This is a genomic window from Paracoccus sp. MA (assembly GCF_020990385.1).
GTDB lineage: Bacteria > Pseudomonadota > Alphaproteobacteria > Rhodobacterales > Rhodobacteraceae > Paracoccus.
In genome coordinates, this window is record NZ_CP087598.1 from 1,231,713 (window position 1) to 1,258,318 (window position 26,606).

Consider the following 26,606-nt stretch of genomic DNA (forward strand, 5'->3'; position numbering starts at 1 on the left):
GATTGCCGTCTTCATCGGCTCTGTTGCATAACTCAGGTGATGGGCGCGGTTACCCCCTCCCCGGACAGACTTATCCTACAGCTTCCGTGACCGGGATGCCGAGCGCGGTGTAGCCGTTCAGGACGGCGATGCGGATCTGGAACTCGGCGACCTGACGGTCGAAGTCCCTTGCCATGAGCCGCTGGCCCAGCAGTTTGACACAATGCATCTTCGTCTCGATGCGGCTCCGGCGGTGGTATCCACTCCATCGTCGCCACAGGGTGCGGCCGAGATACCTGGACGCCCGGAGGGCCTCGTTGCGCGCGACGGCTCCAGCGGTGATGGTCTTCCAGGTCTTCGCGTTCCTGCGCGGTGGGATGACGGCATGGGCTCCGCGATCTGCAATCGCATCGTGGCACTTGCGCGTGTCGTAGGCGCCATCTGCCGTGACGCTACCGATTTCCTGGTCCTCCGGGATCTGGTCGAGAAGGTCAGGTAGGATCGGCGCATCGCCGACGTTGCTCCCGGTGATCTCGACAGCCCGGATCTCTAGCGTTTCCTCGTCGATCCCAAGGTGGATCTTGCGCCAGACCCGCCGTTTGGGGCCACCATGCTTGCGAGCGTGCCACTCGCCTTCGCCCTCGACCTTGATTCCTGTGCTGTCGATCAGCAGGTGCAGCGGCCCTTTGGAGCCGCGATACGGGATGTTCACAGCCAAGGTCTTCTGGCGGCGGGACAGTGTGCTGAAGTCAGGCACCGTCCCGTCGAGGCCAACCAGACGCAGCAGGCTCTCGACGAACCCGGTCGTCTGCCGGAGCGCCATGCCGAATAGCACCTTCATCGTCAGGCAGCTCTGAATGGCAGTATCGCTGTAGGTCTGCTGGCGGCCACGCCTCCCCGTCGGCACGGCATCCCAGCTCATCTCGGGGTCGAACCAGATCGTCAGCGAGCCCCGGCGCTTGAGCGCTTCATTGTAGGCTGGCCAGTTTCTGGTCCTGTAGGTTGGCGGTGTGGGTCTGCTCATACATCACAGCTACCACCCTGGATTCACGATCTGAATCCCTGACGGGATTTGTGCAACAGAGCCGCTGCAAAGCCCTTGCGCATGTCCGTCACCCCGGCCGCCAGCCAGACCCTCGTAGTGGCCGGAACCGGGATCACGCCGTGAGACCCCGGATCAGCCGCGCCAGCGCCTCGGGATCATAGCTCCCGCTGATCCGCATCCGGTGACCGCCGGCCAGCTCGATCTCGATGCGGTTCTCGGCGACAGGCGCTGCCGCAGGTGCTTGCTCTTCCGCGACTATCTCTACCGGCAAAAACCGCGCCTCCTCCGACGAGGCCGGAACCGACGCCGGGTCGGGCGCAAAGCGGGGATCGCGCAACCACTTGAAGATCAGGTTCGCATTGACCGCGTAGCGTCGCGCCACCTGCGCTACCGAAACGCCCGGCGCAGCCGTCTGGAAACAGATCGACCGCTTCTCCTCATCCGTCCAGAGCCGCTTCGTCCGACGCGCCACGCCATCACCATAGTGTCCACTATCGATGGTGGACACTATCCCGCACCCTCAGCACGCGGCAGGGCGGTCAGGCCGGACGGTTACACTGATTCCGTCAAACTGAAATTTCCGACGGTCGCTGGGCCGCGCAGGACGGGCCTGCTGCGGCAGCACCACGTCCCTCGCGCCTTGCAAGTCGCGATAGCCCGGACCATATTGCCCGCTGGCTGGTTTGAGCCTTTCCCAATATGATCCGGCAGGAGTCGCGCGGCGTGTTCAATCCCTCAGCCCTGTTTCCCCTTCTGATCGGTTCCAGGGCCAACAATGTTCCGGGGTTGTCTGGTCGCTGACGACTGGCAACCCTGACGCATCCGACCGAATCCAATCCTTTGCCGCACCATGGTCCTGCGGCGTGACATCTACGGGAAATGACATGACATTGTGGGAAACTCTGGCCCGCGCGCGCACTGCGTCGGGCGATGACATTATGCTGCGCCAGCGCGGCGATATCTATGAAATCCGCTATAATGGCATCGAGCTGATGTCGAACCTGAACCATCAATCCGAAATCCAACTGGCGCTGCGGACGATGCGGCGGCTGGATTTCCGGGCAAAGCGGGTGCTGATCGGCGGGCTGGGTCTGGGCTACAGCCTGCGCGCTCTTCTGGATCTGGCCGCGCCAGATACCGAGGTCACGGTCTGCGAGATCATCCCCGAGGTGGTGGCATGGAACCATGGCTCGCTGGCGCATCTGGCGCAAAGTCCATTGGACGATCCGCGCAGCAAGGTGGTGATCGGCGATGTCCGCGATCATCTGGCATCATCCAAAGGGCAGTATGATCTGATCCTGCTTGACACTGATAACGGCCCGGACTTTGTCGTTCGCCCCGAGAACGTAGACCTCTATCAGCATCACGGTATCGCCATCGTAGCCGAGGCGCTGACCCCCGGCGGGCTGGCGGCATTCTGGTCCGCGACGGCATCCAGCCGCTTCGAGCGCACCCTAGCGAAATACCCGTGGTGCTGGACCCGCGAAGACATCCCGTTGATTCCGGGCCGTGTCGATGCCATGCATCACATCTATAGCTGCGCTGTCGACGCGCAGGTGCTTGGGCTGCGCAAGGCCAGCTGAGGCACGGGAAGGTCCGCATAGCTGACGCTCAAGTTCAGCCTCGCTCAAAGAACCCCGGGTGCGGCTGGGTTACGCCGAACCGGATCGTCCCCGGCCCAAATCTCTGGTTGATGAAGTCGGCGGCAGACGAGGCGCGCTCGCCCCGCGTTTGCTCGGCTGGTGCGACAAGCAGCAGCAGATCGCCGGTGCGCGCGTCAGGATTCGGCATCTCTTTGTCTCCGTGCTAGCCTCCCACATCAGTCAGGTGGAGGGTGAAGAGATGGGGCAAAAATTCGTTCCCGAACTACATGACCCGGAATACCGGCAGACTGAGGGACAGAAGTTCGAGAAGCTGACGGACGATGAAGCTAAGAGCTTGTTTGATGCCATGGTGGCGAGGCTCGACGCTGAAGAGCGGTCTGATCTCCGCCATAATTGACCTGCGCCCCGCCTCGGTTCGGCGGGGCGGGGCTTTTTCGTGTTAAGGGCGCTTCAAACCGCTTTGGTCTCCTCGTCAGTGGTCCATCATCACCGTGCCTTGTCCGAGCGTCGTTTCTGGAACCGCCCATCCATTGTGGCGTTACCGAGGCATACCGCGCCAAGCGGTGAGTTTTGTGGAGGAACTATCTGATGAAAACGTTGCAGGACGCGTTCGAGCATACTTTGCAGGATATCTACTGGGCAGAAAACGCCTTGTCCAAGTCTCTGCCCAAGGTCTCCAAATCTGCAAACAACGCCGAGCTAAAGACAGCAATTGACGGCCATCTCAAGGAAACCAAAGGACACATTAAGACCTTGGAGGCGGTCTTCAAGTCAATCGGGCAGGACGCCAAAGGCGAAAAATGCGACGCCATGGACGGCCTGCTGAAGGAGACCGATGGCCTGATTGAAGAGGCTTCGGGCCATGCTTTGGATGTGGCGCTGATCGGAGCAGCTCAAGCGGTCGAACACTACGAGATCGCACGTTATGGCACGTTGCGCGAATGGGCCAAGGTTCTGGGCCATGACGAGGCGCACGCGTTGCTTACATCCATCCTGGACGAGGAAAAAGCTGCGAACGCAAAACTGACTGCGCTTGCGGTAACCACCGTGAATGAGGCCAAGCAACCCTCCAAGAAATAGGCGTTGCTCTTTTGTGACTTAGGTTGTTGAAGCCTGCGAGCTAACGGATACAGCACGACAGTTCACCGTCTCGCCTCGGCTCGAACGAGGCGCGACAGGTCCCTACGGCAGCGTGATCACCGAGCATCTAGACACAATTGTTCTCTTTGTGTTCTCCTTCGGGGGGGTGAGAATCAGGAGGCTGTCATGATGATCATCGGTAACGTTCTGGCGGCCGAGCCAGATGACAGCATGGAGGCGCATGTACGCCGCTATCTCGCATTCCGGTTTCCCGGGCATGCCGTGGTTGACCTGCGCGGCGAGGACGAGATATGGACGGCGCGGCTGCACTCGGCCGAGGCCGGAGACGCCGAAGTCACGATGAAGGCCGATCTGATCGAGGATGATCTGTATCTGGCCTTCGACATCTTCGACATGGCGGCGTGAGTGCCTGCCTCGGTAACGCGATGAAATTGCGGGTGTGATCGAGGATACTTACGCCATGCTGCGCAACGCTGTGCTCGTCGGCGGGGTGCGGCACGAATGGGGCGGCGAGTGGTCTTGGGACATCTATACCGAGCCCAAGGAACGGGGCTGGGGTGTCACCTATGACGTCGCCACCCATATGCTGTCGATCAATGTAGAGGCGGTGATCGGCGCCGCGGTCGCGGCCGCAGGCCTCTCCGGCGCGATCTTTGCGAGATGGGGGGAGGTAGTTGCCGGCATCTTGAGCGCGTCGATGAAAAAAGGGCCACGGATTCCTCCGTGACCCCTGGAAGCTGCTATGAATCTGCGATCAGCAGACCATGGAGCGATGGTGCTGAATGTGACGGACTGCTAGTTTGCGCGCCTTGCGGCCGGACGGCAGGAGGCGTGCGGGCGCAGGTACGAATTCCTCCTCCCGGAGTTCCGGGAAAAGGGAGAAGATCTCTTCGCGTGCGGCCGGGCCCACCGTTTTAAGCGCCTGGGCACCGGTGTAGAGAGACTCAGTGGCGGCCCCGTTGGAGTTCACTACTTCGTGCCGATCAAAGAGGAAGTGGAAATATTCCACGCTGTCGATATCCTTGGCGATATCCACACCTTCGATCTGGAGCAGCTGCTTGGCTGCGACCAGGACTTCCATGGCGCCGAACATCTTCTGCGCCACTTTCGACCGGACGAGAACCCGGTGCTGCGGCGACACGAGAAGATCGGTGGAAGGGGTTTTTCTGCCAAGAGCGCCGGCCTTGATGCGGATTGGCAGCAGCTTCGGCTTGGCTTTCAACACTGCGGCGGAGAGCTTTACGGAGCCAATCCAACGGATGGGCTGATAGCCATTGTCCCGCGTTGCAATCAGGTCGCCGACCTTGAGATCCTCGACCGCCACGAAACCCCTTTCGGTTTCAATAAGTGTTCCGGAAGCGAAGCAGATGACTTCGTCGTCGGTCAACTCCAGCGTGCCGTTGGGGTCATGCTCCATCGTTACGATGGCCGTGTTGGCGGTGGACTGGATCAGATCGGCGGATCCCCGGATGAGGCCGGCAGCCACCGGTCCGGCTATCGGGATACCCTCAACTGCCGCCGCCAGTTGTTCGGCAATGTCCGAAATGGGCCCCGTCACGGAAACGGTCTGACCGGCGACCGTGATCGAAGCTGTGACCGACAGATGGTCGTCGTCCAGCGGCTCGTCGCTCACGAAATAATAGGAACCGTCGGCTTCCATCAGGTGACCGCTGATCGGGTTCACCTGCAACCCGATGGTTGCCAAGCCCGGAATGCCGACAGAAGCCGCGGCGTTCTGGACCGTGGTAGATCCAAGATAGGTGCCCGTACTGGTGAGAGGATTGCCTTCAGCGTCCACCGGCGTGATGTTGTCGCCGTTGCTGAGCGTGGTCGCGCCGTTGGCGTCAACGTCATATTGCGCGAACTCCTGGGAGGATTCGAACGCGTTGAGCAGTGACGTGTCGGGAACGAAGGCAACGACGCCATCAAGGCCCACGGTGATGAGGTTTGAGGGGATCTCGGTAATATAAGGCATGATTGCCACCTTTTGTCAGACCGCCGCCAACTTGGCCGGTCGATAGGTTGAAAAGAAAACCGGGACACCGAGCAATTTACATTGCACGCTTGAAAACGAAGCGCGGCACTCTACCTATGAACGATTCTTCGCTGCCGATCAAATAAAATCACAGCCGCGTGTGCATTTCTTGTGCAGCTGACTCTGAACTGAACGATGCAAGGACGCGCTCGGGCTCCGGAAGCCATCATCATCGTAGCCGCCCATCAGATTGGTGCTGGCGGTGCAATCTTGTCGAGCCATTTCCAGCCTGCCCATTTGTCACCCGTCGCTCGCAGGTGGCTGTAGCGCTGCAAGCTGGGCCAGCTCCTGTGTCCCGACACACTGGCAGCTTGGGGGATGGTCTTGCCCATCTCGAAAAGCCGCGACACGCCTTCGTGGCGTAGATCGTGAAAATGCAGGTCCTCAATGCCAAGCAGCTTGCATGCCCTGGTGAACGCGGTGCCCACCGCATCGGTTGTGTAGGGGAAGATGCGGCTGCTCTCGGCCGGCATGGTCTTGACGATCCGCTCGGCCTCGGACGGCAGGTCAACCCAGATATTGTTCCCTTCCTTCTCTCCGGGATGCTTCATGTCGCGCACCAGGACGCGGCCGGCTTCGAGATCCGCCCAGGTGATGCTCACGATCTCCTCCTGGCGTCGGGTCGAGAAGATCGCGAAGGCGCAGACCTTGTGCATAGGAAGCGCGCGGCCTTTGCGCCAGCGGTCCTCGAAATGCGCCATCAGCTTGTTCATCTCCTCAAGGGTGGGCCGCCGGTCGCGCTTTTTGGATTTGCCTATCAGCCCGAGGTTCTTGCACACCGTAGTCGCGGCGCGCATATCGGCCGGGTCCAGCGGAATCTTCCATGCCGGCTCCGCGATGGCGAAGATCGCCGATAGGTGGGACAGATAGTTACCGATCGTCTGGGGCTGGCGGCCACCGTCAAAAAGCTCCTGGGCGAACTCGACGAGCTTTTGCGAAGTTACGGCGGCGCAGGGCAGGGAGGCTATTTCGAAGGACTTGATGGACTTCAGCACCTGCGCCTTGGTCTTGCCGATCTGCTTTGTCGACGTCCTGACATATGTGTCGATCGCCTCGGCCAACGTGGCGCCGCCGGTGCGCTGGCGTTCCATCTTCTCGAACCCGCCAGGCTTCTTTAGCTCAGCTTCCTTGCGGCGCAGCCATGCCTCGGCTGCCGACCTCCTCTCGAAGGTGGAGGACGCGGAGGCCTTCCTGCCATCTCGCATTATCCGGACCTGTGCGGTATAGACGATCGAGCCGTCCTTGAGGCGGCGCTCGGTGATCGTTCCCATGTGATTTGCTAAAGCCTCTGCGATTCTTGCTAAACGTAAGCAAAGCAAAAACGGGAACGGAATTAAACCAGCAAAAACAAGGCAGGATAAGCGGCCGCGACGGGTGCTAGAAATGGCCAGAACTGGCAATTTTATTAATGAAAACAATAGCGCAATGCTGTCCGTTGCGCCGATGATGGACTGGACGGACAGCCTGTGCCGCCGCATCCACCGGCTGCTGTCGCGCCGGGCGCTGCTTTACACCGAGATGGTCACCGCCCCGGCGCTGATCCACGGCGACCGCGCGAAACTGCTGGATTTCGACGCGGCCGAACATCCCGTGGCGCTGCAGCTGGGCGGCTCGGACCCCGCGCAGCTGGCCGAGGCGGCGCGGATCGGCGCGGAATGGGGCTATGACGAGATCAACCTGAACGTCGGCTGCCCCAGCGACCGGGTGCAATCGGGCTGTTTCGGCGCCGTGCTGATGACCCGGCCCGAACTGGTCGCCGAATGCGTTGCGGCGATGATCGCCGCCAGCCCGGTCGAGGTCACGGTGAAATGCCGCATCGGCGTGGACGAGCAGGATCCCGAGGCGGTGCTGCCCGATTTCATCGCCCGCATGCGCGAGGCGGGCGTCCGCCGCCTGACCATCCATGCCCGCAAGGCCTGGCTCCAGGGCCTCTCCCCGCGCGAGAATCGCGAGATCCCGCCGCTGGACTATCCGCTGGTGCGTCGCATGAAGCAGGCGTTTCCCGACCTGCACCTGTCGATCAACGGCGGCATCGCCTCGCTCAACGCCGCGCGCGATCATCTGGCGGCGATGGACGGGGTGATGATCGGGCGGGCGGCCTATCACCAGCCCTGGGACATGCTGGGACAGGCGGACCGGCTTTGGGGCGACGAGCCGCGCTTCGCCGACCCGCTGGAGGCGGCGCGGGCGCTGCGCGAGCTGGTCGAGGCGCATCTGGCCCGGGGCGGGCGGCTGCATCAGGCGACGCGGCACATGCTGGGCCTGTTCCACGGCCGCCCCGGGGCGCGCGGCTGGCGGCGGCAATTGTCCGAGGGCGCGTCGCGCGCCCGCGACCGGGCCGAGGCGCTGGCGGTCTATGACGCCGCGCTGGCCGAGGTCATGGCGCCGGCGTGATCGCCCGATCCTGCCCGCCCCAGTCCCGCATCGCCCGGACCAGCGCCCGGCGGCGCGCGGGCTGGCGCGCGCTGTCGAGATAATAGGCCAGCATCAGCTCTCCGATCAGGAAGCGCAGGATCGGCGCCTGGTCCGGCGCCATCAGGCCCGGCACCCCGGTCAGCGCCAGCCAGTCGGGCAGGGCGATGCCGTCGCGGGTCGGGGCCGGCGGCCGCTCGCGCCGGCTTTCCAGCCAGACCAGCAGCCGCGCCATGTCGCGGGCCAGCGCCATCTCGGTCGCGCCCTGCATGTCGATGGCGGTCAGCCGCAGGATGCCGGGACGGGGCGCATCCACGAACAGGTTGTCGGGGGTCAGGTCGCCGTGGCAGAGGCCGCGCTCGACCGCGGCGCCGCGCAGGCTTTCGGCCTCGGCCCGCATCCGCCGCATATGGCCGGCGACCAGATCGCGGTCGATCCAGTCGCCCGTGGCGGCGGCGATCCGCGCCTCGAGCCCGTTCAGCCAGAAGCGCGGGCCGAAGCGACCGCGGGCGCGCGTCGTGCCGGCCAGCCGGCGCAGCCATGATCCCATGCGCGCGATCAGCGCGGCGCGCTCCGCCTGGTCGGCGCCGGCCAGGGCCTGCGCCACCGGCCGGCCCGGCGCGGGCGCGGTGATCAGGATGCCCCGTTCGGGCAGGATCAGGAGCGGCGGGGCGACCGCGTCAAGCGCCTGTCCCAGCGCAAGCGCCGCGGCGCGCAGCCGCGACTCGGCCTGTGCGACCGCGGCCGTCGGATCGGGGCCGCGCCACAGCTTCAGCCAGGCCGGGCGCCCGTCCAGCCGGATCTGCAGCACCAGCCGGTCGGGCCGGTCGCGCAGCAGGCGCAGCGGCTCGATCCCCGGCAGCGCCGCGATGGCGGCCAGCGGGTCAGGCGCGCTCGGCAGCCTTGGCCTCGTTCCAAAGCGCGTCCATCTCGGCCAGGTCGCTGTCCTCGGGGCGGCGGCCCCGCGCGGCCAGCGCCGCTTCGATGGCACGGAACCGGCGGGTGAACTTGGCATTGGCCAGCCGCAGCGCCTCCTCGGGGTCGATGTCCAGATGCCGGGCCAGATTCGCCATCACGAACATCAGATCGCCGAATTCCTCGGTCAAATGGGCGTGATCGGCGCCCGCCTTGGCCTCGACCAGTTCGCGGCTTTCCTCGACGATCTTGTCCAGCACCTCGGCGGGGCCCGGCCAGTCGAAGCCGACGCGGGCGGCGCGGTTCTGCAGCTTGACCGCGCGGGTCAGCGCCGGCAGGCCAAGCGCCACGCCGTCCAGCACGCCCCTTTCCGCCTTGGCGGCGCGTTCCCTGGCCTTGATCGCCTCCCAGTCCTTGATCTGCTGGGCGGCCGACTTGTCGCGGGATTCGTCGCCGAAGATATGCGGATGGCGGTCGATCATCTTGTCCGAGATCGTCGCCACCACGTCGGCGAAATCGAACATGCCCGCTTCTTCGGCCATTTGCGCGTGAAAGACCACCTGCAGCAGCAGGTCGCCCAGCTCGCCCGGCAGCTCGTCCCAGGCCTCGCGCGCGATGGCGTCGGCGACCTCATGCGCCTCCTCGATGGTATAGGGCGCGATCGAGGCGAAGTCCTGCTCGATGTCCCAGGGGCAGCCGCTTTGCGGATCGCGCAGCGCCGCCATGATCGCCAGCAGCCGGCGGATGCCGGTGCGGTCCGCCGCATCGCGGGCCAGCGCGGGATGGTCCGGCGCGGGATGGGGCGCCTTGTCCTCAGCCATGGTGATCCCCCTAGATAGGCTTGGCCCGCATTGACCTGCCACATGCGCGGCCCCATGTCCACGGCGCGGCGTCGCCGGCGCCCGGTCCGGGCTTTCTTGCCATCGGTCCGAGCCGCGGATAGGGTGCGCGCCAATTCCGCCGGGGGACCGCCCGGAGATCGACAGCACAGGGATAGACTTAATGCTCGTGACCCCCGCCTATGCCCAGGCCGCCGGAGGCGCTTCCGGCGCCGCAGGACTCGCCTCGTTCCTGCCGCTCATCCTGATCTTCGTCATCATGTATTTCCTGATGATCCGCCCGCAGCAGAAGCGCATGAAGGAACATCGCGCCATGGTCGAGGCGCTGAAGAAGGGCGACGAGGTCATCACCCAGGGCGGGCTGATCGGCAAGGTCACCTCGGTGCGCGAGAACGAGCTTGAGGTCGAGATCGCCCCCGGCGTCAAGGTCCGGGTGATCCGCTCGACCGTGACCGGGCTGGTGAACCGCACCCAGCCCGCCGCCGCCAACAGCTGAAGACCACATCCCGCCATGCTGGACATCCCTTTCTGGAAGCGTCTGCTGATCCTGGGGCTCGTCGCCCTGGGCCTGCTCTATGCGATGCCGAACCTGTTCTATACCAAGGTCGAGCAGCATAACGACGCCATCACCGCCGCCGAACGCAACGGGTTCGAAACCCCGGAGGAAGCCGCAGCCCGCGCCGGATGGCCGAACTGGCTGCCCTCGGGCCTGGTCAACCTGGGCCTCGACCTGCGCGGCGGCGCCCATCTGCTGGGCGAGGTGCATGTCCAGGATGTCTACAAGGCGCGGATGGATCTGCTCTGGCCGGAACTGCGCGACGCGCTGGTGGCGCAGCGCGAGGTGGTCGGCGCCGTCCGCCGCGTCCAGGCCCCCGCGGGCCAGCTGGCGGTCGAGATCGGCAATCCCGAGCAGATGGCCAGGGCGGTCGAGATCGCGCGCGGCCTCGCCACGCCCGTCACTTCGCTGACCGGGGCGGGGCAGAGCGACCTGGCGATCTCGGCCTCGGGCAACCGGCTCCACGTGCAGCTCTCGGACGCGGAAAAGGCCGCGACCGATGATCGCACCGTGCAGCAGTCGCTGGAAATCATCCGCCGCCGCATCGACGAGGTCGGCACGCGCGAGCCGACGATCATGCGCCAGGGCAAGGACCGCATCCTGATCCAGGTGCCCGGCATCGGCTCGGCCGAAGAGCTCAAGCAGCTCATCGGCACCACGGCGAAGCTGACCTTCAACCCGGTGGTGAACCGCACCACCGACGCCAATGCGCGCCCCGGCACCGGCAACGTGCTGCTGCCCTCGATGGACGAGCCCGGCGTCTATTACGTCATCGAGGAAAACCCGGTCGTGACCGGGGAGGAGCTGACCGACGCCCGGCCCAGCTTCGACCAGAACGGCCAGCCGGCGGTGGATTTCCGCTTCGGCCCCTCGGGCGCCAAGCGGTTCGGGGCCTATACCTCGGCCAATATCGGCCAGCCCTTCGCCATCGTGCTGGACAATCAGGTGATCTCGGCGCCGGTGATCCGGCAGGCGATCACCACCGGCTCGGGCCAGATCTCGGGCGCGATGAACGTGGACGAATCCACCCGGCTGGCCGTGCTGCTGCGCGCGGGCGCCCTGCCGGCGCAGATGACCTTCCTCGAGGAACGCACCATCGGCCCGGAACTGGGGCAGGATTCCATCGACGCCGGCCGTCTGTCCTCGGTCATCGCCACGGTCGCCGTGGTGGCCTATATGGTCGCCAGCTACGGGCTGTTCGGCGTCTTCGCCTCGGTCGCGGTGATCGTCAACGTCATCCTGATCCTGGCGGTCATGTCGATGATGGGGGCGACGCTGACCCTGCCCGGCATCGCCGGCATCGTGCTGACCGTCGGCACCGCCGTGGACGCCAACGTCATCATCTACGAGCGCATCCGCGAGGAGTTGCGCGCCGGCAAGCGCATCGTCAAGGCCATCGACGACGGCTTCAACGAGGCGATGAGCGCGATCATCGACGCCAACGTGACCAGCTTCATCGCCGCCATGGTCATGTTCTTCCTGGGCTCCGGCCCGGTCAAGGGCTTCGCGGTGACGCTGACCATCGGCCTGGTCACCTCGGTCTTCACCGCGATCTACCTGACGCGGCTGCTGATCGTGTTCTGGCTGGAATGGCGCAAGCCCAAAGAACTGATCTTGTAAGGGAGCAGGACCATGGCATTTCGTCTGAAACTCGTTCCCGACAATACCAGCTTCAACTTCTTCCGCTGGCAATGGCTGACCTTCGGCGTCTCGGCGGCGGCGATGGTCGCCTCGGTGGTGGTCGTGCTGGTCATGGGGCTGAACTTCGGCATCGACTTCAAGGGCGGCACCACCATCCGCACCGAAAGCCCGACAGCCTTCGAGGTCGGCGACTACCGGCAGGCGATGAGCGATCTGGACCTGGGCGATGTCTCGATCACCGAGGTCTTCGACCCCGCCTTCGGCACCACCAAGCATGTCGCCATGATCCGCATCGGCACCACGGACGAGACCGGCTCGGTCACGCCCGAGCAGCTGAACGAGATCGAGGCGGCGCTGAAGACCGTCGATCCGCAGGTGACCTTCGCCGCGGTGGAATCGGTGGGCCCCAAGGTCTCGGGCGAGCTGATCAAGACCGCGCTCTATGCCGTGGGCGCGGCGACCATCGGCATCATGTTCTACATCTGGCTGCGCTTCGAATGGCAGTTCGCGCTGGGGGCGGTGATCTCGCTGATCCACGACGTGCTGCTGACGGTCGGGCTGTTCTCGCTGTTCCAGCTGCGCTTCGACCTGACCACCATCGCGGCGCTGCTGACGACGCTGGGCTTTTCCTGCAACGATACGGTCGTCGTCTTCGACCGGCTGCGCGAGAACCTGATCAAATACAAGACGCGGCCGCTGCTCGACCTGATGAACCTGACCTGCAACGAGACGCTGTCGCGCACCATCATGACCGCCGTCACCACCGCCATCGCGCTGACCGCGATGCTGATCTTCGGCGGCGACGTGATCCGCGACTTCGTCATCGCCATGCTCTGGGGCGTGATCGTCGGCTGCTATTCGACCATCTATGTCGCCAAGAACATCGTGCTGTGGCTGGGCGTCAAGCGCGACTGGTCCAAGCCCGGCGCGGGTGAAAAGGCCCCGGGCGAGGATATCCCCGCCGCCTTCCGGGACGCCCCCTGATGCCCACGATGGTGCCGACGGAATTTTCCGGGGCCGTGCCGGTGGACGGCTACGGCCCCGGCTTTTTCCGAGTCGGCGGCGTGGTGCATCACGGCGCGGTGATCGTCACCGCCGAGGGCGTGCGGCCCTGGTCCGGGCTTGCGGATCGCGCGGCGCTGCTGGCGCTGGCCGGGCAGGTGGACGTGCTGTTCCTAGGCATGGGGGCCGAGATCGCCTTCCCGCCGCGCGACCTGGCCGCGGCGCTGGAGGAGGCGGGCGTCATGGCCGAGCCGATGAGCTCGCCCTCGGCGGCGCGCAGCTACAACGTCACGCTGTCCGAAGGCCGGCGCGTGGCCTGTGCGCTGATCCCGCTATGAGCCTGCTTGCGGTCCGCGACCTGGCCGTGGCGCGGGGCGGGCTGCGTGCCGTCGAGGGGGTTTCCTTCAGCCTCGATGCCGGCCGGGCGCTGGTGCTGCGCGGGCCGAACGGCATCGGCAAGACCACGCTTCTGCGCACGCTGGCCGGGCTGCAGCCGCTGGTCGCCGGCGTGATCGAGGCCGTGCCGGAGGCCGTCGCCTATGCCGGGCATTCCGACGGGCTGAAACCGGCGCTGACGGTGACCGAGAACCTGCGCTTCTGGGCCGAGATCTTCGGCGGCCGCGACATCGCCGCCGCGCTGGAGGCAATGAACCTGCGCGAGCTGGCGGCGCGGCCGGCCCATGCGCTTTCCGCCGGGCAGAAGCGGCGGCTGGGGCTGGCGCGGCTGATGGTCACGGGCCGGCCGGTGTGGCTGCTGGACGAGCCGACGGTATCGCTGGACCGCGATTCGGTGGCGCTGTTCGCCGCCATGCTGCGCGCCCATCTGGGCCGGGGCGGCGCGGCGGTGATCGCCACCCATATCGACCTGGGCATGCCCGAGGCCGAGATCCTCGACCTCGGCCCCTATCGCGCCACGCAGGCCCGCCGCGAATCGCGCCCGGCCGGATTCAACGAGGTATTCGGATGACGAGGATGGGCGGATGACGGGGACGGGCGGATGAAGGCGCTGTTGATCCGCGACCTGCGGCTGGCCACGCGGGCCGGCGGCGGCTTCGGGCTGGCGCTGGCCTTCTTCCTGATCGTCTGCACGCTGGTCCCCTTCGGCGTCGGCCCCGAGGGCGGCACCTTGTCGCGCATCGCCCCCGGCATTCTCTGGGTGGGGGCGCTGCTCTCCTGCCTTCTGTCGCTCGACCGCATCTTCGCGCTGGATTTCGAGGACGGCAGCCTCGACCTGCTGGGCACGGCGCCGCTGCCGCTGGAGGGGGCGGTGGCGATCAAGGCGCTGGCGCATTGGCTGGTGACCGGGCTGCCGCTGGCGCTGTCGGCGCCGGTCTTCGGTCTGCTGCTGCACCTGCCGGGGCCGGCCTATCCCTGGCTGGTCGCCTCGCTGATCCTCGGCACCCCGGCGCTGTCGATGCTGGGCGCTTTCGGGGCCGCGGTGACGGTGGGGCTGCGGCGGGGCGGGCTGCTGCTGTCGCTTCTGGTGCTGCCGCTTTACGTGCCGACGCTGATCTTCGGGGCCGAGGCGGTGCGGCGGGGTGCCGCAGGCGCCGACCCGGCGGTGCCGCTGGTCTTTCTTGCCGCGATCACGCTCGCCACCTGGGCGCTGGCGCCCTTTGCCGCCGCCGCGGCCCTGCGCGTCAATCTGCGGTGAATGCGACATCGAGCCACTTGAGCGGGCGGCGCGCCCGGTTTACGGAGCAATCATGTCGATCTGGGAATATGCCAACCCCGTCAAATTCATGCGCATCTCGGGCGCGATCCTGCCATGGGTGGTGGCGGGGGCGGCGATCTGCACCGTCGCGGGGCTGGTCTGGGGGTTCCTGACCCCCCAGGATTACAAGCAGGGCTCGACGGTCAAGATCATCTTCCTGCATGTGCCCGCGGCGCTGATGGCGATCAACATCTGGCTGATGATGCTGGTGACCTCGCTGATCTGGCTGATCCGGCGCCACCATGTCAGCGCGCTGGCCGCCAAGGCCGCCGCGCCGGTCGGTGCGGTGATGACGCTGATCGCGCTGATCACCGGGGCGATCTGGGGCCAGCCGATGTGGGGAACCTGGTGGGAATGGGATCCGCGCCTGACCTCGTTCCTGATCCTGTTCCTGTTCTATCTGGGCTATATGGCGCTGTGGGAGGCGGTCGAGAACCCCGACAGCGCCGCCGACCTGACCGGGGTGCTGTGCCTTGTCGGCTCGGTCTTCGCGCTCTTGTCGCGCTATGCGGTGAATTTCTGGAACCAGGGCCTGCACCAGGGCGCCTCGCTGTCGCTGGCGCCGGGCGAGCGGATGGCGGCGGTCTATCGCTATCCCCTGTATCTGACCATGGCGGGGTTCTTCCTGCTGTTCCTGGCGCTTCTGCTGATCCGCACCCGCACCGAGATCCGCCGCCGCCGCCTGGCCGCGCTGCTGGCAAGGGAGAACCGCGCATGACCGAGCTTGGCAAATACGCCACCACCGTCCTGGCCGCCTATGGCGCGAGCCTGGTGCTGCTGGTCGGCATCATCGTCCAGACCGTGCTGGCCAATGCCCGGGCCCGCCGCGAATTGCAGGAGCATGAGCGCCGTGGCTAGGGTCTCGCCGATGATGATGCTGCCGGTGGCGGTCTTCGCCGGCTTCGCCGGGCTGGCCGGCTGGGCGCTCTTGCGCGACGATCCCGACGCGCTGCCCTCGGCCATGGTCGGGCGCGAGGCCCCTTCGGTGGGCGAGACCACGCTGCCCGGCAAGGCGCAGCTGACCGACGAGATGCTGCGCCAGCCGGGGGTGAAGCTGGTGAATTTCTGGGCCAGCTGGTGCCCGCCCTGCCGCGCCGAGCATCCGACGCTGACCGAGCTTTCCGCCCGGCTGCCGGTCTATGGCGTCGACCTGAAGGATCCCGAGGGCGCGGCGCTGGGGTTCCTCTCCGAGCATGGCGACCCGTTCCATGCGCTGGCCACCGATCCGCGCGGCCGGGTGGCGATCGACTGGGGCGTGACCGCGCCGCCCGAGACCTTCATCATCGACGGTTCGGGCCGCATCCTCTATCGCCATGCCGGCCCGCTGGTGCGCGAGGATTACACGAACCGCTTCCTGCCCGAGCTGGAGAAGGCGCTGGCGGCCGAATGAGGGCCGCGCCGGCCTGGCTGCGGCCTTGCATGGGTATTTTCGGAACGAAGAAGCCTGGGGGAGACCGGGGCGCCTTCGCAGCCTGCGCCGTCGCAGGAGTATTTGGGAAACGGTGAAGGCCGGGGCGGTCGCGCGGAGGCTTTCCAAGCCGGGCGGCGGGCGCTAAGACGGCCGGGCTTGCAAGAGGGCCGCCATGTCGCAGAACCAGACGACCATCGCTCCGCAACCCGGCATCATGGAGATCTCGCTTTACGAAGGCGGGGCCTCGAAGGTGGCGGGGGTCGAGAATGTCGTGAAGCTTTCCTCGAACGAGAACCCCTTCGGGCCGTCGGACAAGGCGCGCGAGGCGGTGATCCGCGCCGCCCACAGCCTGCATCGCTATCCCAATACCGACCATGCCGGGCTGCGCGGCGCCATCGGCGAGGTGCATGGCCTGGACCCTGACCGCATCATCTGCGGCGTGGGATCGGACGAGATCATCCATTTCCTCTGCCAGGCCTATGCCGGGCCCGGGACCGAGGTGCTGTTCACCGAGCACGGCTTCCTGATGTATCGCATCTCGGCCCATGCCGCCGGCGCGACGCCGGTGCAGGTGGCCGAGCGCGACCGGGTGACCGATGTGGACGCGCTGATCGCCGGCGCGACCCCGCGCACGCGGCTGATCTTCGTCGCCAATCCGAACAATCCGACCGGCACCATGATCGGCCTGCCGGAACTGGAGCGGCTGGCCCGCGCCGTGCCGCACGCGATCCTGGTGGTCGATGCCGCCTATGCCGAATATGTCGAGGACTATGACGGCGGCGCCGAGCTGGCGACGCGGCTGCCCAACGTCTTCATGACCCGGACCTTTTCCAAGATCTACGGACTGGGGGGCTTGCGCGTCGGCTGGGGCTACGGTCCGCGGCAGATCGTCGATGTGCTGAACCGCATCCGCGGCCCCTTCAACCTGTCCAATGTCGCGCTGGAAGGCGCCGAGGCCGCCATGCGCGACCGCGAGCACATTGCCCGCTGCCAGGCCGAGAATGTCCGGATGCGCGCCTGGCTGGCCGAGGCGCTGGCCGAGAAGGGCGTGCCTTCGGACACCTCCTGCGCGAATTTCATCCTGGCGCGCTTTGCCGACGTGGAAACCGCCGGGGCCTGCGACGAATATCTCAAGACCCAGGGGCTGATCGTGCGCCGCGTCGCCGGCTACGGCCTGCCGCAATGCCTGCGCATCACGGTGGGCGACGAGGCGTCCTGCCGGCGCGTCGCCCATGTCATCGGCCAGTTCATGGCCGAGCGCGCGGGAAGCCGCTGATGGCCGCGATCTATGACCGGGTGGCGCTGATCGGGCTGGGGCTGATCGCCGGGTCGATGTCGCTGGCCATGCGCGAGGCCGGGTTGGCGGGCGAGGTGGTGGGCTATGCCCGCAGCCCCGAGACCCGCGCGGTCGCGGCCGAGATCGGCCTGGTCGACCGCGTGGCCGAGAGTGTCGCCGAGGCAGTCGAGGGCGCCGATCTGGTGGTTCTGGCGGTGCCGGTCGGCGCCATGGGCGCGGTCGCGGCCGAGATCGCGCCGCATCTGAAGCCGGGCGCGACCGTCACCGATGTCGGCTCGGTCAAGCAGGCGGTGATCGAGGCGGTGGCGCCCCACATGCCGGCGGGGGTGCATTTCATCCCCGGCCATCCGCTGGCCGGGACCGAGCATTCCGGGCCGCGCTCGGGCTTTGCCTCGCTGTTTCGCAACCGCTGGTGGCTGCTGACCCCGGTCGAGGGCAGCGATCCGGCGGCGGTCGCGCGGCTGTCGGCGCTGATCCGCGCCATGGGGGCCAATGTCGAGGAGATGGACGCCGCGCATCACGATCTGGTGCTGGCGGTGACCAGCCACACGCCGCACCTGATCGCCTATACGATGGTGGGGGTGGCCGATCACCTCAAGCGCGTCACCGAAAGCGAGGTCATCAAGTATTCCGCCGCGGGTTTTCGGGATTTCACCCGCATCGCCGCCTCGGACCCGACCATGTGGCGCGATGTGTTCCTGCAGAACAAGGAGGCGGTGCTGGACATCCTGGGCCGCTTCACCGAGGAGCTTTTCGTGCTGCAGCGGGCGATCCGCATGGGCGACGGGGCGCATCTGCACGATTACTTCACCCGCACCCGTGCGATCCGGCGCGGCATCGTCGAGGCCGGGCAGGATACCGCGGCACCGGATTTCGGCCGCAGCCTGGCCGCAGGCCATGCGCCCAAGCCCTAGCGGCGCGGGAAGGCTGGCGCCGGGCCCAGCGTGAGCGGCCCGAGGCTCGTCTTGCCGTCGGCGAAGGTCAGCGGCAGGCGCAATTCACCCTCTGCCGGCGGCGGGAAGCGGAAGCCGGCATCCTCGGGCAGAGGAAGCTCCGAGATGTTCTTCAGCATGGTCCCGGCCAGCCTCACCACCTTCGGCGGGATCAGCCCGGCCGCGGCCGCGGCCTGCAAGAGCGGCTCGGCATCCCGGGTGTAAAGCGCAAGCCGGCCCTGGGCGCGGCCCTGCGCATCGGCCTGGACGCGGCCGAGGATGCGCGCCTGCAGCGTGCCCAGCCGCAGCTCGGCATCGTCCAGGCGCAGGCCCACCGGCAGCGGCGCCGGATCGGCGGACAGGGCCGAGGGGCGGGGCAGGGCGTCCAGCCAGACCCGGCCCGTCGCAGTCAGGCTCAGCCGGCCGGGCAGGGGCAGGGCCGCGAACAGGGCGGGGTCCAGATCGTCCACGGTCAGGTCCAGGTCATAGGCCGCGGCGGCCCCCGGCGGCGCATCCGCCTCCAGCGCAGCCAGTTCGGCATCGGCGCGCAGGGCCCGGGCCAGTTCGGCATCCTCGACCGTCAGCCGTCCGGCCGCGACCCCGGCCGAGGCCATCGCCAGGCCGTTCAGCGGTTGCAGCCGCAGCCGGGCCGAGGCGTCGGCAAGGCCCAGCTCCAGCGGGCCCGATCCGGGGTCCAGCGTGGCGCGGGGCGGCAGGTCCAGCCGCAGCTCGGTCGGGCGCAGCGGGTTCAGCCACAGCTCGGCCCGGGGCAGGGCGACCTTGCCGGCCTCCGTCTGCAATTCCAGCGCCGCGGCCTGCACCCCGATCCGTCGCGGGTCGCGCAATTCCCGCACCGCGCCGAGTTCCAGCATCGGCTGTCCGGCGGCGATCCGGCGCAGCTGCTGCGCCATCAGGCTTTCGCCGCCCAGCCAAAGCCCGCCCAGAATCAGGGCAAGCACGATCAGCAGGGCTGGCAGTCGGCGCATCCTATCCTCGCGTCTGTCATGGCGTCTTGGAACGCCGGCCCTGCTGTCCTAAGTTTTTCCTGACCGAATGATCTAGGGCACCGGGGTAAAGAATGGGTGAACGGCCGCAACATTGGGTCTTTGCCTATGGTTCGCTGATGTGGGACCCGGGCTTTCGCGTGGCCGAGATGGTGTCGGCGCGGCTCGACGGCTATGCCCGCAGCTTCTGCCTGCGCTCGGTCGTCTATCGCGGCACCGTCGAGGCGCCGGGGCTGGTCCTGGGCCTCGATGCCGAGCCGGGGGCGCATTGCCTTGGCCTGGCGCTGCGCGTCGCCGAGCCGGACTGGGACGAGACGCTGGCCGGCCTGCGCGCGCGCGAGCTGACCACCAACGCCTATGCCGAGCTGTGGCTGCCGCTGGCGCTGGAGGACGGCCGCCGGGTCGAGGCGGTCACCTATGTGATCCGCCGCGACCACGACCAATATGCCGGCGCCATCGACCTGCAGGAACAGGCCCGGATCATCGCCCGGGCGCAGGGCGGCCGCGGGCCGAACGCCGATTACCTGTTCAACACCGCCCGCCACCTTGAGCAGATGGGCATCGAGGACCTGGCCATGGCCGAACTGGCGCGGCAGGTGCGCGGCCTGCTGCGGCCCGGGCCGGAATAGAGGCGATCCGCCGCTGCGACGGCGCTTGGCAGGCGCCGGTCCCGCCTCTACAGTCGGGCCGAAAGCAGCAAGGGGGTCGTCTTGTCCCGAACCGACGCCGAACCGCCCGAGGGGCCGCCCGCCGCGCCCGAAGGCCGCCGTTCCCGCGCCGCCCGTCTGGCGGCGACGCGCGGCACGGGGCCCGGCGGGGCCGGCCCGGCGCCGCCGCAATTCTCGCAGCCGGTGCGGCAGATCGTGCTGATGCTGATCGTGCTGGCGCTGGTCGTGGCCGGGGCCTGGTTCGCCTATGGCCGGATCCTGTCGATCTTTCACTCGAACGAATATCTGAACGGGCTGATCCTGGCCGTCTTCGTGATGGGCGTGCTGGGCTGTTTCTGGCAGGTGGCCGAACTGGTCAAATCCGTCAGCTGGATCGAGCGTTTCGCCGCCCGCCGCCGCCATGCCGCCGAAAAGGGTCTGGGCGCGACCGAGCCCGAGGGGCCGGACGACGCGCCGCGGCTGCTGGCGCCGCTGGCCGCGCTTCTGGGCCAGCGCGGGCCGGCGGGTGGGGCCATCTCGACCGAATCGTCGCGCTCGATCCTGGAATCGGTGGCAACGCGGATCGACGAGGCGCGCGACATCACCCGCTATCTGGCGAATCTGCTGATCTTCCTGGGACTTCTGGGCACGTTCTATGGGCTGGCCACCACGGTTCCGGCCGTGGTCGACACCATCCGCGCGTTGGCCCCCCAGGATGGCGAGACCGGGCTCGAGGTGTTCAACAAGCTGATGACCGGGCTGGAATCGCAGCTGGGCGGCATGGCCACGGCCTTTTCCAGCTCGCTGCTGGGGCTGGCGGGCTCGCTGGTCGTCGGGCTGCTGGAGCTTTTCGCCGCCCATGGCCAGAACCGCTTCTATCGCGAGCTCGAGGAATGGATGTCGGGATTCACCCGCATCGGCCTCGGCGGCGCCGAGGGGCAGGGGCTGGGCGAGGCGGCTCTGGCGGGCTTCATCGAGCGGGTCGAGGCGCAGCTGGCCGGGCTGCAGGAGTTCTATGCCGGCCGCGATGTCCTGCGCGACGAGGAAGCCGCCGCCGCCGACCAGCGTTCGCTGGCGCTGGCGCAGGGCGTGGAAAGGCTGGCCGGGCTGCTCGGCTCGGACCGCGACCAGCTGGGGGCCGCGCTGAGCGCCGAGCGCGAAGCCACGGCGCAGGCGCTTGCCGGAGTCGAACGGGCAATCGCCGGGCTGGCCGAGCCGCGCCACGATCCGGCGCTTGCGGCGGCGCTGGAACGGGTCGCCGAGGGCCAGGCCCGGCTTGCGGCCCTGGCCGAGACGCCGCAGCCGTCCTTCGACGGCGCCGCTTTGGCCGAGGCGCTGGAACGGCTGGCCGAAGGGCAGGCCCGGCTGGTCGCGCTGGCCGAGGCACCGGCGCCGGCGCTGGACGGCCCGCGGCTGGTCCGGGCGCTGGAGCGGCTGGCCGAGGGACAGGACCGCATCCTCGATCTTGGCGCGCAGCGGCCGGGTCAGGCCCATGCCGCGATTTCGGGCGACGATCCCGAGGCGCGAATGCGGCTGCGCTCGATCGACGTGCAACTGGGCCGGCTGGTCGAGGAAGCCGCCAGCGGCCGCGACGGGCTGATCTCGGAGCTGCGCGAGGACATGGCGGCGCTGACCCGGGCGATCCGCAACCTGGAGCGCGGCGATGGGACTTAGCCGGGGCAGCGGCAACCGCTTTTCGGCGACGATCTGGCCGGGCTTCGTCGATGCGATGACCGCGCTTCTGATGGTCATGATGTTCGTGCTGACCATCTTCCTGCTGGTGCAATCGGTGCTGCGCGACCAGATCACCACCCAGGACAGCGAGCTCGACCAGCTCGGCCGGCAGGTGGCGCAGCTGTCGGACGCGCTGTCCAGCTCGCAGGCCCGCGCCGCCACGCTGGACCGCGACCTGACGGCCGAGCGCGAGCGGCTGCGCCGTTCCGAGCAGGCGGTGGCCGCCGCCCGGGCCGAGATCGACGCCCAGACCGAGGCGGCGCGGCTGGCCGCTGCCCGGCGCGAGGCGCTGGAGGCGCTGGTCGGCGACCTGCGCCGCCGCAATGCCGAGACCCGGCAGCAGCTGGACGAGACCGAAGCCGCCCGCCTGGCCGACGCCGCCGCCGCCGAGGCGCTGCGCGAGCGGCTGGCGAGATCCGACGCCGAGCTCGACGCCGCCACGCTGGAGCTCGAGGCGGCGCGCAAACAGGCCGAGGAGACGCTGACCCTGCTTGCCGCCGCCGAGGCGGCCAAGAAGGAGCTGGGCGAGCAGGCCGAGGCCCAGGCCAGCGAGGCCGAGAAGCAGGCCGGGCTTCTGGCGCTGGCGCGGCAGAAGATTTCCGAGCAGGAGGCGCTTTCCGCCCAGGACCAGCGCCGCGTCGCGCTGCTCAACCGGCAGGTGGCGCAGCTCAACGACCAGCTGGGCAGCCTGCGCGCGGTGCTGGACGCCGCGGGCGAGGAACGCCGCGAGGCCGACCTGCGCGCCGAGGATCTGGGCCGACAGCTCAACGTCGCCCTGCTGCGCGCCGCCGAAGAGGAGCGCAAGCGCCGCGCGCTGGAGGAGGAGGCGCGCAGCAAGGCCGAGGCCGAGGCCCGGGATCTGGCGCGCTATCGCTCGGAATTCTTCGGCCGGCTGTCGCAGATCCTGGAAGGGCGCGAGGGCGTGCGGGTCGTGGGCGACCGTTTTGTGTTTTCCTCGGAAGTGCTGTTCGCGCCGGGCGAGGCGACGCTGTCGCCCGGCGGCCGCGAGCAGATCGCGCGGGTCGCCGACATGCTGAAGCAGATCTCGGGCGATATCCCGCCGGAGATCGACTGGATGATCCGCGTCGACGGCCATACCGACGACCAGCCGCTGTCCGGGCTGGGGCGCTATCGCGACAATTGGGAACTGAGCCAGGCGCGGGCGCTGGCCGTGGTGCGCTACATGGTGGACCAGCTGGGCTTCCCGGCCACCCGCCTTGCCCCGGCCGGCTTTGCCGATACCCGGCCGGTGGCGGCGGGCGACACGGCCGAGGCCCGGGCCCAGAACCGCCGCATCGAGCTGAAGCTGACCGAACGCTAGACGCGCGGCACCGCGCAAGCCGCATGGGACGGCAGTCCCGCCAAGGTCCGCCGACGGGATCGCCAAGGCCCCTTGCCGCCGCAGAACCGGGGACAGCGGAGCCCCCTTTGCAGTCGGAGGCCCGGCGCGGGGCCGCGGCGCTCCGGCCGGCTCAGTCCGGGGCACCGTGACGGGCGAGGATTTCCTCGAAGCGCGTCCTGGCGCGGGCCGGGACGGCGGCGGGGATCTCGGGCGCGGCCGCCTCGCCGACCCGGATCAGCATGACCATGCCCATGGCGTAATGCGGGCTGCATTTGATGCCGTAGATGCCGGGCAGGGTCAGCGTGACCTCGAATTCCTTGTTGAGGCCGCTCTTGAAGGGCTCGGCCCCGGCGGGGATCATCTCGTCGATGGTCGCGGCGTTATGGCCGGGCTGGGTCGGCAGGAAGCGGACCGTGTCGCCGGGCGCGACCACCAGGTGGTCCGGCTCGTAGACCATCGTGGCGGTGTCGTTGCGGTTCAGCATCCTGACCTCGTGGATCTCGGCGAGGGCAGGGGCGGCGGTCAGCAGGAGCAGGGCGAGGCTGCGCGAGACCATGGGCGTCCTTTCAGGTGATCGAGAAGGTCAGGATGTCCGGCCCGCCGGCCGGATCGGGCACCCGCCGGACGCGGATGCCGAAGACGTGCGCGACCAGATCGGGCCGCAGCACCTCGGGGGGCGGGCCGCAGGCGACCAGCCGGCCGCCGTCCAGCATCGCGACGCGGTCGCAGCCCATGGCCTGGTTGAGGTCGTGCAGCGCGATGACGGTGGTGATGGGCAACTGCCGGATGAAGCCTAGGATCGCCAGCTGGTGGTGGATGTCCAGATGGTTGGTCGGCTCGTCGAGCAGCAGCAGACCCGGCTCCTGCGCCAGGGCGCGGGCGATGTGCAGCCGCTGGCGCTCGCCGCCCGACAGGGTGGCCCAGCTGCGATCCGCCAGCGCGGTCATCTCCACCGCGTCGAGCGCGCGGGCGACCTGCCGCTCGTCCCGCTCGCTCCAGGATGCGAGCGCCGAGAGCCAGGGGGTGCGGCCCAGCTCGACGGCGGCGCGGGCGGTCAGGCGTTCGGCGGTGTCGGCCTGCTGCTCGACCAGCGCGATGCGCTGCGCGATCCCGCGACGCGACAGCCGGGCAAGAGGCTGACCCTCAAGCCGGATGGCGCCCCAGTCCGGGCGGACCAGCCCGGCCAGCAGCCGCAGCAGCGTCGACTTGCCCGAACCGTTCGGTCCGACCAGCGCCAGCGTCTCGCCGGGCGTCACCTCCAGCGAGACGTCGCGGATGATCTTGCGCCCGCGCAGGGCGAGGGACAGGGATTGCGCCGAAAGCCTCATCGCATCTGGCCCCGGCTGCGGATCAGGATCAGCGCGAAGGCCGGGGCGCCGATCAGCGCGGTGACGACGCCGATGGGCAGGACCTGGCCCCTGATGATGACGCGCGACAGGATGTCGGCGCCGATCAGGAAGACCGCGCCGATCAGCGCCGCGGCCGGGATCAGCCGGCCGTGGCGGACGCCGACCAGGAAGCGCGCCGCATGCGGGATCACCAGCCCGACGAAGCCGATCGAGCCCAGGATCGACACCATGACCGCCGTCACCAGCGCCGCGGCCAGGATCAGCACCGCCCGGACCCGCCGCACCGGCACGCCCAGCGAGGCGGCGCTGTCGGCCCCGAAGGCAAAGGCGTCCAGCCCGCGCGCATGCAGCTGGCAGACCAGCCAGCCCATGACGGCGACCGGCACGGCCAGCTGCACCTCGGGCCAGCGCACGCCGCTGAGATTGCCCATCAGCCAGAACATGATGCCGCGCGCCTGGTCGGCATTCGCCGATTTCGCGATGACGAACGCGGTCAGGGCGTTGAAGAGCTGCGAGCCGGCGATGCCCGCCAGCACGATCTGCGCCGCGCCGCCGCGTCCGGCGTCGGCACCGGCGGCCCGGGCCAGCGCCGCCACCAGCCCGAAGGCGATCAGCGCCCCCATGAAGGCGCCGAGCGACATCGAGAGCAGCCCCGCCCCGAGCCCGGCGATGGTCACCGCCACCGCCCCGGTCGAGGCCCCGGCCGAGATGCCGAGGATATAGGGATCGGCCAGGGCGTTGCGCAGCAGCGCCTGCAGCACCACGCCCGAGACGGCCAGTCCCGCGCCGCAGGCGGCGGCGACCAGCGCGCGGGGCACGCGATAGCTCCAGACGATGCCCTGATCCAGCGGGTCGAGCGCATGGCCCGCCTGCCACAGCCGGTTGGCCAGCACCTTCAGCACCAGATCCGGGGCGATGCGGGTCTCGCCGATCATCGCCCCGGCCAGGACCGCCGCCGCCAGCACCGCCAGCGCCAGAAGCGCGGCGACAAGCGCCCTGCGCGGTCCGGCGGCGGCCGGCGTCATTGCGGCAGGCCGTAGGATTTCAGCGCCGCCGCCAGCTCTTCCAGCCCGTCGATCACCCGGATCGTCGCGTCCATGGCGCCGGCATCCATGACGACGATGCGGCCGGCCTTCACCGCATCCATCTGGCTGGCCACCGGGTCGGATTTCAGGAAGGCGAGCTTCTTCTCGACGTCGTCGGCCTCGAAGCGGCGACGGTCCATCCGGGCCACCACGATCACCGTGGGATTGGCCCTGGCGATGGTCTCCCAGCCGACGGTCGGCCATTCCTCGTCCGATTCCACGATGTTCCGCAATCCCAGCGTCTCCATCATGTAGCCCGGGGCACCCTTGCGGCCGGCGACATAGGGATCGATGTCCATCTCGGCCGAGGAGAACCAGAACACCGCCGATCCGTCCTTTAGCCCCAGCGCCCTGGCCTCGGCCTCGGCCGTCTCCTCGCGCGCCTTCAGGTCTGCGACCAGCGCGGCGCCCCGGTCCTGCACGTCGAAGATCGCCGCCAGTTCCTCGATGCCCTGGTAGAGGCTCGCGGTCGAGAACATCGTCAGCCGCGTGCCGTCAAGCCCGACCGTGTTGTCCTTGCCGACGCAATCGGCCGGCATGACATAGGTCGGTATGCCGAGCTCGTGGAACTGCTCGCGCGTGGCGACGATGCCCTGCGGGCCGACATGCCATTCATATTGCACCGCGACCAGCCCCGGCTTCTTGGCCACCACGCTTTCGAAGCTGGGATCGTTGTCGGCCAGCCGCGCGACTTTGGCGTCGATGTCCCGGAACTGCGGCAGCACCTCGCTGAACCAGACCGAGGTGCCGGCGACCTTGTCGCCGAGGCCGAGCGCGTAAAGCACCTCGGTCGCGGCCTGGCCGACGCTTACCGCCGAGGCCGGCGCGGCGTCGAATTCCAGCGTCTGGCCGCAATTCCCGACCGTCAGCGGATAGCCGGTCGCGCCGGCATGGGCGGCGAATGCGGCAAGGGACAGGGAAAGGCCGATCAGGCCCGAACGCAGGAACATGCTCCGTCTCCA

General features: G+C 68.1%; 31 protein-coding genes and 1 pseudogene. 20 read left to right on the plus strand and 12 right to left on the minus strand.

Annotated elements, in window-relative coordinates:
* Positions 1–70 precede the first annotated feature (70 nt).
* The 3 genes and pseudogenes from LOS78_RS13190 to LOS78_RS13200 form a co-directional block, all read right to left on the minus strand.
* Entirely contained in the window at positions 71–1,003 is a 933-nt protein-coding gene (locus LOS78_RS13190; protein WP_230375481.1) for an IS5 family transposase, read from the minus strand.
* Between the two features lie 68 nt (positions 1,004–1,071).
* A pseudogene (locus tag LOS78_RS13195) lies at positions 1,072–1,140 on the minus strand (IS66 family insertion sequence element accessory protein TnpB); the annotation flags it as partial.
* Positions 1,137–1,532 carry a transposase gene (locus LOS78_RS13200; RefSeq protein WP_028714526.1) on the minus strand — a complete coding sequence of 132 codons (396 nt, stop codon included), beginning with the start codon at positions 1,530–1,532 and terminating at the stop codon, positions 1,137–1,139. The gene LOS78_RS13200 and the pseudogene LOS78_RS13195, both read right to left, overlap by 4 nt.
* Positions 1,533–1,908: 376 nt before the next feature.
* Between LOS78_RS13200 and LOS78_RS13205 the strand changes: the two genes are divergently transcribed.
* The 5 genes from LOS78_RS13205 (at position 1,909) to LOS78_RS13225 (ending at position 4,456) form a co-directional block, all read left to right on the plus strand.
* The gene (locus tag LOS78_RS13205; protein ID WP_230377024.1) at positions 1,909–2,607 is read left to right on the plus strand and encodes a spermidine synthase; all 699 of its coding nucleotides are present in this window, start codon (positions 1,909–1,911) and stop codon (positions 2,605–2,607) included.
* A gap of 58 nt (positions 2,608–2,665) precedes the next feature.
* Positions 2,666–3,025 (plus strand): hypothetical protein, encoded by a 360-nt coding sequence (locus tag LOS78_RS13210; RefSeq protein ID WP_230377025.1) that lies wholly within the window; start codon positions 2,666–2,668, stop codon positions 3,023–3,025.
* 191 nt (positions 3,026–3,216) lie between these two features.
* Complete coding sequence (locus LOS78_RS13215; protein WP_230377026.1) at positions 3,217–3,708, plus strand: ferritin-like domain-containing protein; 492 nt, start codon at positions 3,217–3,219, stop codon at positions 3,706–3,708.
* A gap of 186 nt (positions 3,709–3,894) precedes the next feature.
* Entirely contained in the window at positions 3,895–4,134 is a 240-nt protein-coding gene (locus LOS78_RS13220; protein ID WP_230377027.1) for a hypothetical protein, read from the plus strand.
* 55 nt (positions 4,135–4,189) lie between these two features.
* On the plus strand, positions 4,190–4,456 hold the full coding sequence (locus LOS78_RS13225; RefSeq protein ID WP_230377029.1) for a hypothetical protein: 267 nt from the start codon (positions 4,190–4,192) through the stop codon (positions 4,454–4,456).
* Positions 4,457–4,483: 27 nt separating this feature from the next.
* On the opposite strand, the gene LOS78_RS13230 is transcribed toward LOS78_RS13225, so the two are convergent.
* Both LOS78_RS13230 and LOS78_RS13235 read right to left on the minus strand, forming a co-directional pair.
* Entirely contained in the window at positions 4,484–5,704 is a 1,221-nt protein-coding gene (locus LOS78_RS13230) for a Hint domain-containing protein (protein WP_230377031.1), read from the minus strand.
* A gap of 245 nt (positions 5,705–5,949) precedes the next feature.
* On the minus strand, positions 5,950–7,035 hold the full coding sequence (locus LOS78_RS13235) for a site-specific integrase (RefSeq protein ID WP_230377033.1): 1,086 nt from the start codon (positions 7,033–7,035) through the stop codon (positions 5,950–5,952).
* Positions 7,036–7,147: 112 nt separating this feature from the next.
* Here LOS78_RS13235 and dusA point away from each other — a divergent pair, with 112 nt between their 5' ends.
* A complete protein-coding gene (gene dusA / locus LOS78_RS13240; RefSeq protein ID WP_256451349.1) occupies positions 7,148–8,158 on the plus strand; it encodes a tRNA dihydrouridine(20/20a) synthase DusA in 1,011 nt (336 codons plus the stop codon).
* On the opposite strand, the gene LOS78_RS13245 is transcribed toward dusA, so the two are convergent.
* Entirely contained in the window at positions 8,142–9,167 is a 1,026-nt protein-coding gene (locus LOS78_RS13245; RefSeq protein ID WP_230378519.1) for a phosphotransferase, read from the minus strand. The two genes, dusA and LOS78_RS13245, sit on opposite strands and share 17 nt — an antisense overlap.
* A complete protein-coding gene (mazG, locus tag LOS78_RS13250) occupies positions 9,061–9,912 on the minus strand; it encodes a nucleoside triphosphate pyrophosphohydrolase (RefSeq protein ID WP_230377037.1) in 852 nt (283 codons plus the stop codon). Before mazG ends, LOS78_RS13245 begins: the two co-directional genes overlap by 107 nt.
* A 181-nt stretch (positions 9,913–10,093) precedes the next feature.
* On the opposite strand from mazG, the gene yajC reads away from it, so the two are divergent.
* The 11 genes from yajC to LOS78_RS13305 all read left to right on the plus strand — a co-directional run bounded on the left by yajC (position 10,094) and on the right by LOS78_RS13305 (position 18,465).
* A complete protein-coding gene (yajC, locus tag LOS78_RS13255) occupies positions 10,094–10,426 on the plus strand; it encodes a preprotein translocase subunit YajC (protein ID WP_028714173.1) in 333 nt (110 codons plus the stop codon).
* A gap of 15 nt (positions 10,427–10,441) precedes the next feature.
* Positions 10,442–12,106 (plus strand): protein translocase subunit SecD, encoded by a 1,665-nt coding sequence (gene secD, locus LOS78_RS13260; RefSeq protein ID WP_230377039.1) that lies wholly within the window; start codon positions 10,442–10,444, stop codon positions 12,104–12,106.
* A gap of 12 nt (positions 12,107–12,118) precedes the next feature.
* Positions 12,119–13,111 (plus strand): protein translocase subunit SecF, encoded by a 993-nt coding sequence (gene secF / locus LOS78_RS13265; protein WP_230377041.1) that lies wholly within the window; start codon positions 12,119–12,121, stop codon positions 13,109–13,111.
* Positions 13,111–13,467, plus strand: coding sequence for an Mth938-like domain-containing protein (locus LOS78_RS13270; protein WP_028714176.1), 357 nt, complete (start codon positions 13,111–13,113; stop codon positions 13,465–13,467). The genes secF and LOS78_RS13270 overlap by 1 nt, the downstream gene beginning before the upstream one ends.
* On the plus strand, positions 13,464–14,096 hold the full coding sequence (gene ccmA, locus LOS78_RS13275) for a heme ABC exporter ATP-binding protein CcmA (protein ID WP_230377042.1): 633 nt from the start codon (positions 13,464–13,466) through the stop codon (positions 14,094–14,096). The genes LOS78_RS13270 and ccmA overlap by 4 nt, the downstream gene beginning before the upstream one ends.
* Before the next feature lie 30 nt (positions 14,097–14,126).
* Positions 14,127–14,783 (plus strand): heme exporter protein CcmB, encoded by a 657-nt coding sequence (ccmB, locus tag LOS78_RS13280; protein ID WP_230377043.1) that lies wholly within the window; start codon positions 14,127–14,129, stop codon positions 14,781–14,783.
* Positions 14,784–14,835: 52 nt separating this feature from the next.
* A complete protein-coding gene (locus LOS78_RS13285; protein ID WP_230377044.1) occupies positions 14,836–15,561 on the plus strand; it encodes a heme ABC transporter permease in 726 nt (241 codons plus the stop codon).
* Entirely contained in the window at positions 15,558–15,701 is a 144-nt protein-coding gene (gene ccmD, locus LOS78_RS13290) for a heme exporter protein CcmD (RefSeq protein ID WP_028714180.1), read from the plus strand. Before LOS78_RS13285 ends, ccmD begins: the two co-directional genes overlap by 4 nt.
* Before the next feature lie 13 nt (positions 15,702–15,714).
* Positions 15,715–16,233 (plus strand): DsbE family thiol:disulfide interchange protein, encoded by a 519-nt coding sequence (locus LOS78_RS13295; protein WP_036698161.1) that lies wholly within the window; start codon positions 15,715–15,717, stop codon positions 16,231–16,233.
* A gap of 193 nt (positions 16,234–16,426) precedes the next feature.
* Positions 16,427–17,530: a histidinol-phosphate transaminase gene (gene hisC, locus LOS78_RS13300; protein ID WP_230377045.1), complete on the plus strand. Its 1,104-nt coding sequence runs from the start codon at positions 16,427–16,429 to the stop codon at positions 17,528–17,530.
* Complete coding sequence (locus tag LOS78_RS13305) at positions 17,530–18,465, plus strand: prephenate/arogenate dehydrogenase family protein (RefSeq protein WP_230377046.1); 936 nt, start codon at positions 17,530–17,532, stop codon at positions 18,463–18,465. The genes hisC and LOS78_RS13305 overlap by 1 nt, the downstream gene beginning before the upstream one ends.
* Here the strand turns inward: LOS78_RS13305 and LOS78_RS13310 are convergent.
* Positions 18,462–19,469 (minus strand): DUF2125 domain-containing protein, encoded by a 1,008-nt coding sequence (locus LOS78_RS13310; protein ID WP_028716864.1) that lies wholly within the window; start codon positions 19,467–19,469, stop codon positions 18,462–18,464. The genes LOS78_RS13305 and LOS78_RS13310 overlap by 4 nt on opposite strands.
* A 92-nt stretch (positions 19,470–19,561) precedes the next feature.
* Between LOS78_RS13310 and LOS78_RS13315 the strand changes: the two genes are divergently transcribed.
* The 3 genes from LOS78_RS13315 (at position 19,562) to LOS78_RS13325 (ending at position 23,189) form a co-directional block, all read left to right on the plus strand.
* Positions 19,562–20,116 carry a gamma-glutamylcyclotransferase gene (locus LOS78_RS13315; RefSeq protein ID WP_230377047.1) on the plus strand — a complete coding sequence of 185 codons (555 nt, stop codon included), beginning with the start codon at positions 19,562–19,564 and terminating at the stop codon, positions 20,114–20,116.
* Between the two features lie 81 nt (positions 20,117–20,197).
* Positions 20,198–21,808: a hypothetical protein gene (locus tag LOS78_RS22100; RefSeq protein ID WP_028714186.1), complete on the plus strand. Its 1,611-nt coding sequence runs from the start codon at positions 20,198–20,200 to the stop codon at positions 21,806–21,808.
* Positions 21,798–23,189 (plus strand): peptidoglycan -binding protein, encoded by a 1,392-nt coding sequence (locus LOS78_RS13325; protein ID WP_230377048.1) that lies wholly within the window; start codon positions 21,798–21,800, stop codon positions 23,187–23,189. Before LOS78_RS22100 ends, LOS78_RS13325 begins: the two co-directional genes overlap by 11 nt.
* A gap of 151 nt (positions 23,190–23,340) precedes the next feature.
* On the opposite strand, the gene LOS78_RS13330 is transcribed toward LOS78_RS13325, so the two are convergent.
* Genes LOS78_RS13330 through LOS78_RS13345 form a run of 4 tightly spaced genes read right to left on the minus strand, consistent with a single transcriptional unit; the run spans position 23,341 to position 26,594 of the window.
* Positions 23,341–23,766 carry a pseudoazurin gene (locus tag LOS78_RS13330; RefSeq protein WP_230377049.1) on the minus strand — a complete coding sequence of 142 codons (426 nt, stop codon included), beginning with the start codon at positions 23,764–23,766 and terminating at the stop codon, positions 23,341–23,343.
* A 10-nt stretch (positions 23,767–23,776) separates the two neighbouring features.
* Positions 23,777–24,538 carry an ABC transporter ATP-binding protein gene (locus tag LOS78_RS13335; protein WP_230377051.1) on the minus strand — a complete coding sequence of 254 codons (762 nt, stop codon included), beginning with the start codon at positions 24,536–24,538 and terminating at the stop codon, positions 23,777–23,779.
* Positions 24,535–25,584, minus strand: a complete 1,050-nt coding sequence (locus LOS78_RS13340) for an iron ABC transporter permease (RefSeq protein WP_230377053.1) — start codon at positions 25,582–25,584, stop codon at positions 24,535–24,537. Before LOS78_RS13340 ends, LOS78_RS13335 begins: the two co-directional genes overlap by 4 nt.
* Positions 25,581–26,594 (minus strand): ABC transporter substrate-binding protein, encoded by a 1,014-nt coding sequence (locus LOS78_RS13345; protein ID WP_230377054.1) that lies wholly within the window; start codon positions 26,592–26,594, stop codon positions 25,581–25,583. The genes LOS78_RS13340 and LOS78_RS13345 overlap by 4 nt, the downstream gene beginning before the upstream one ends.
* Between the last annotated feature and the right edge of the window lie 12 nt (positions 26,595–26,606).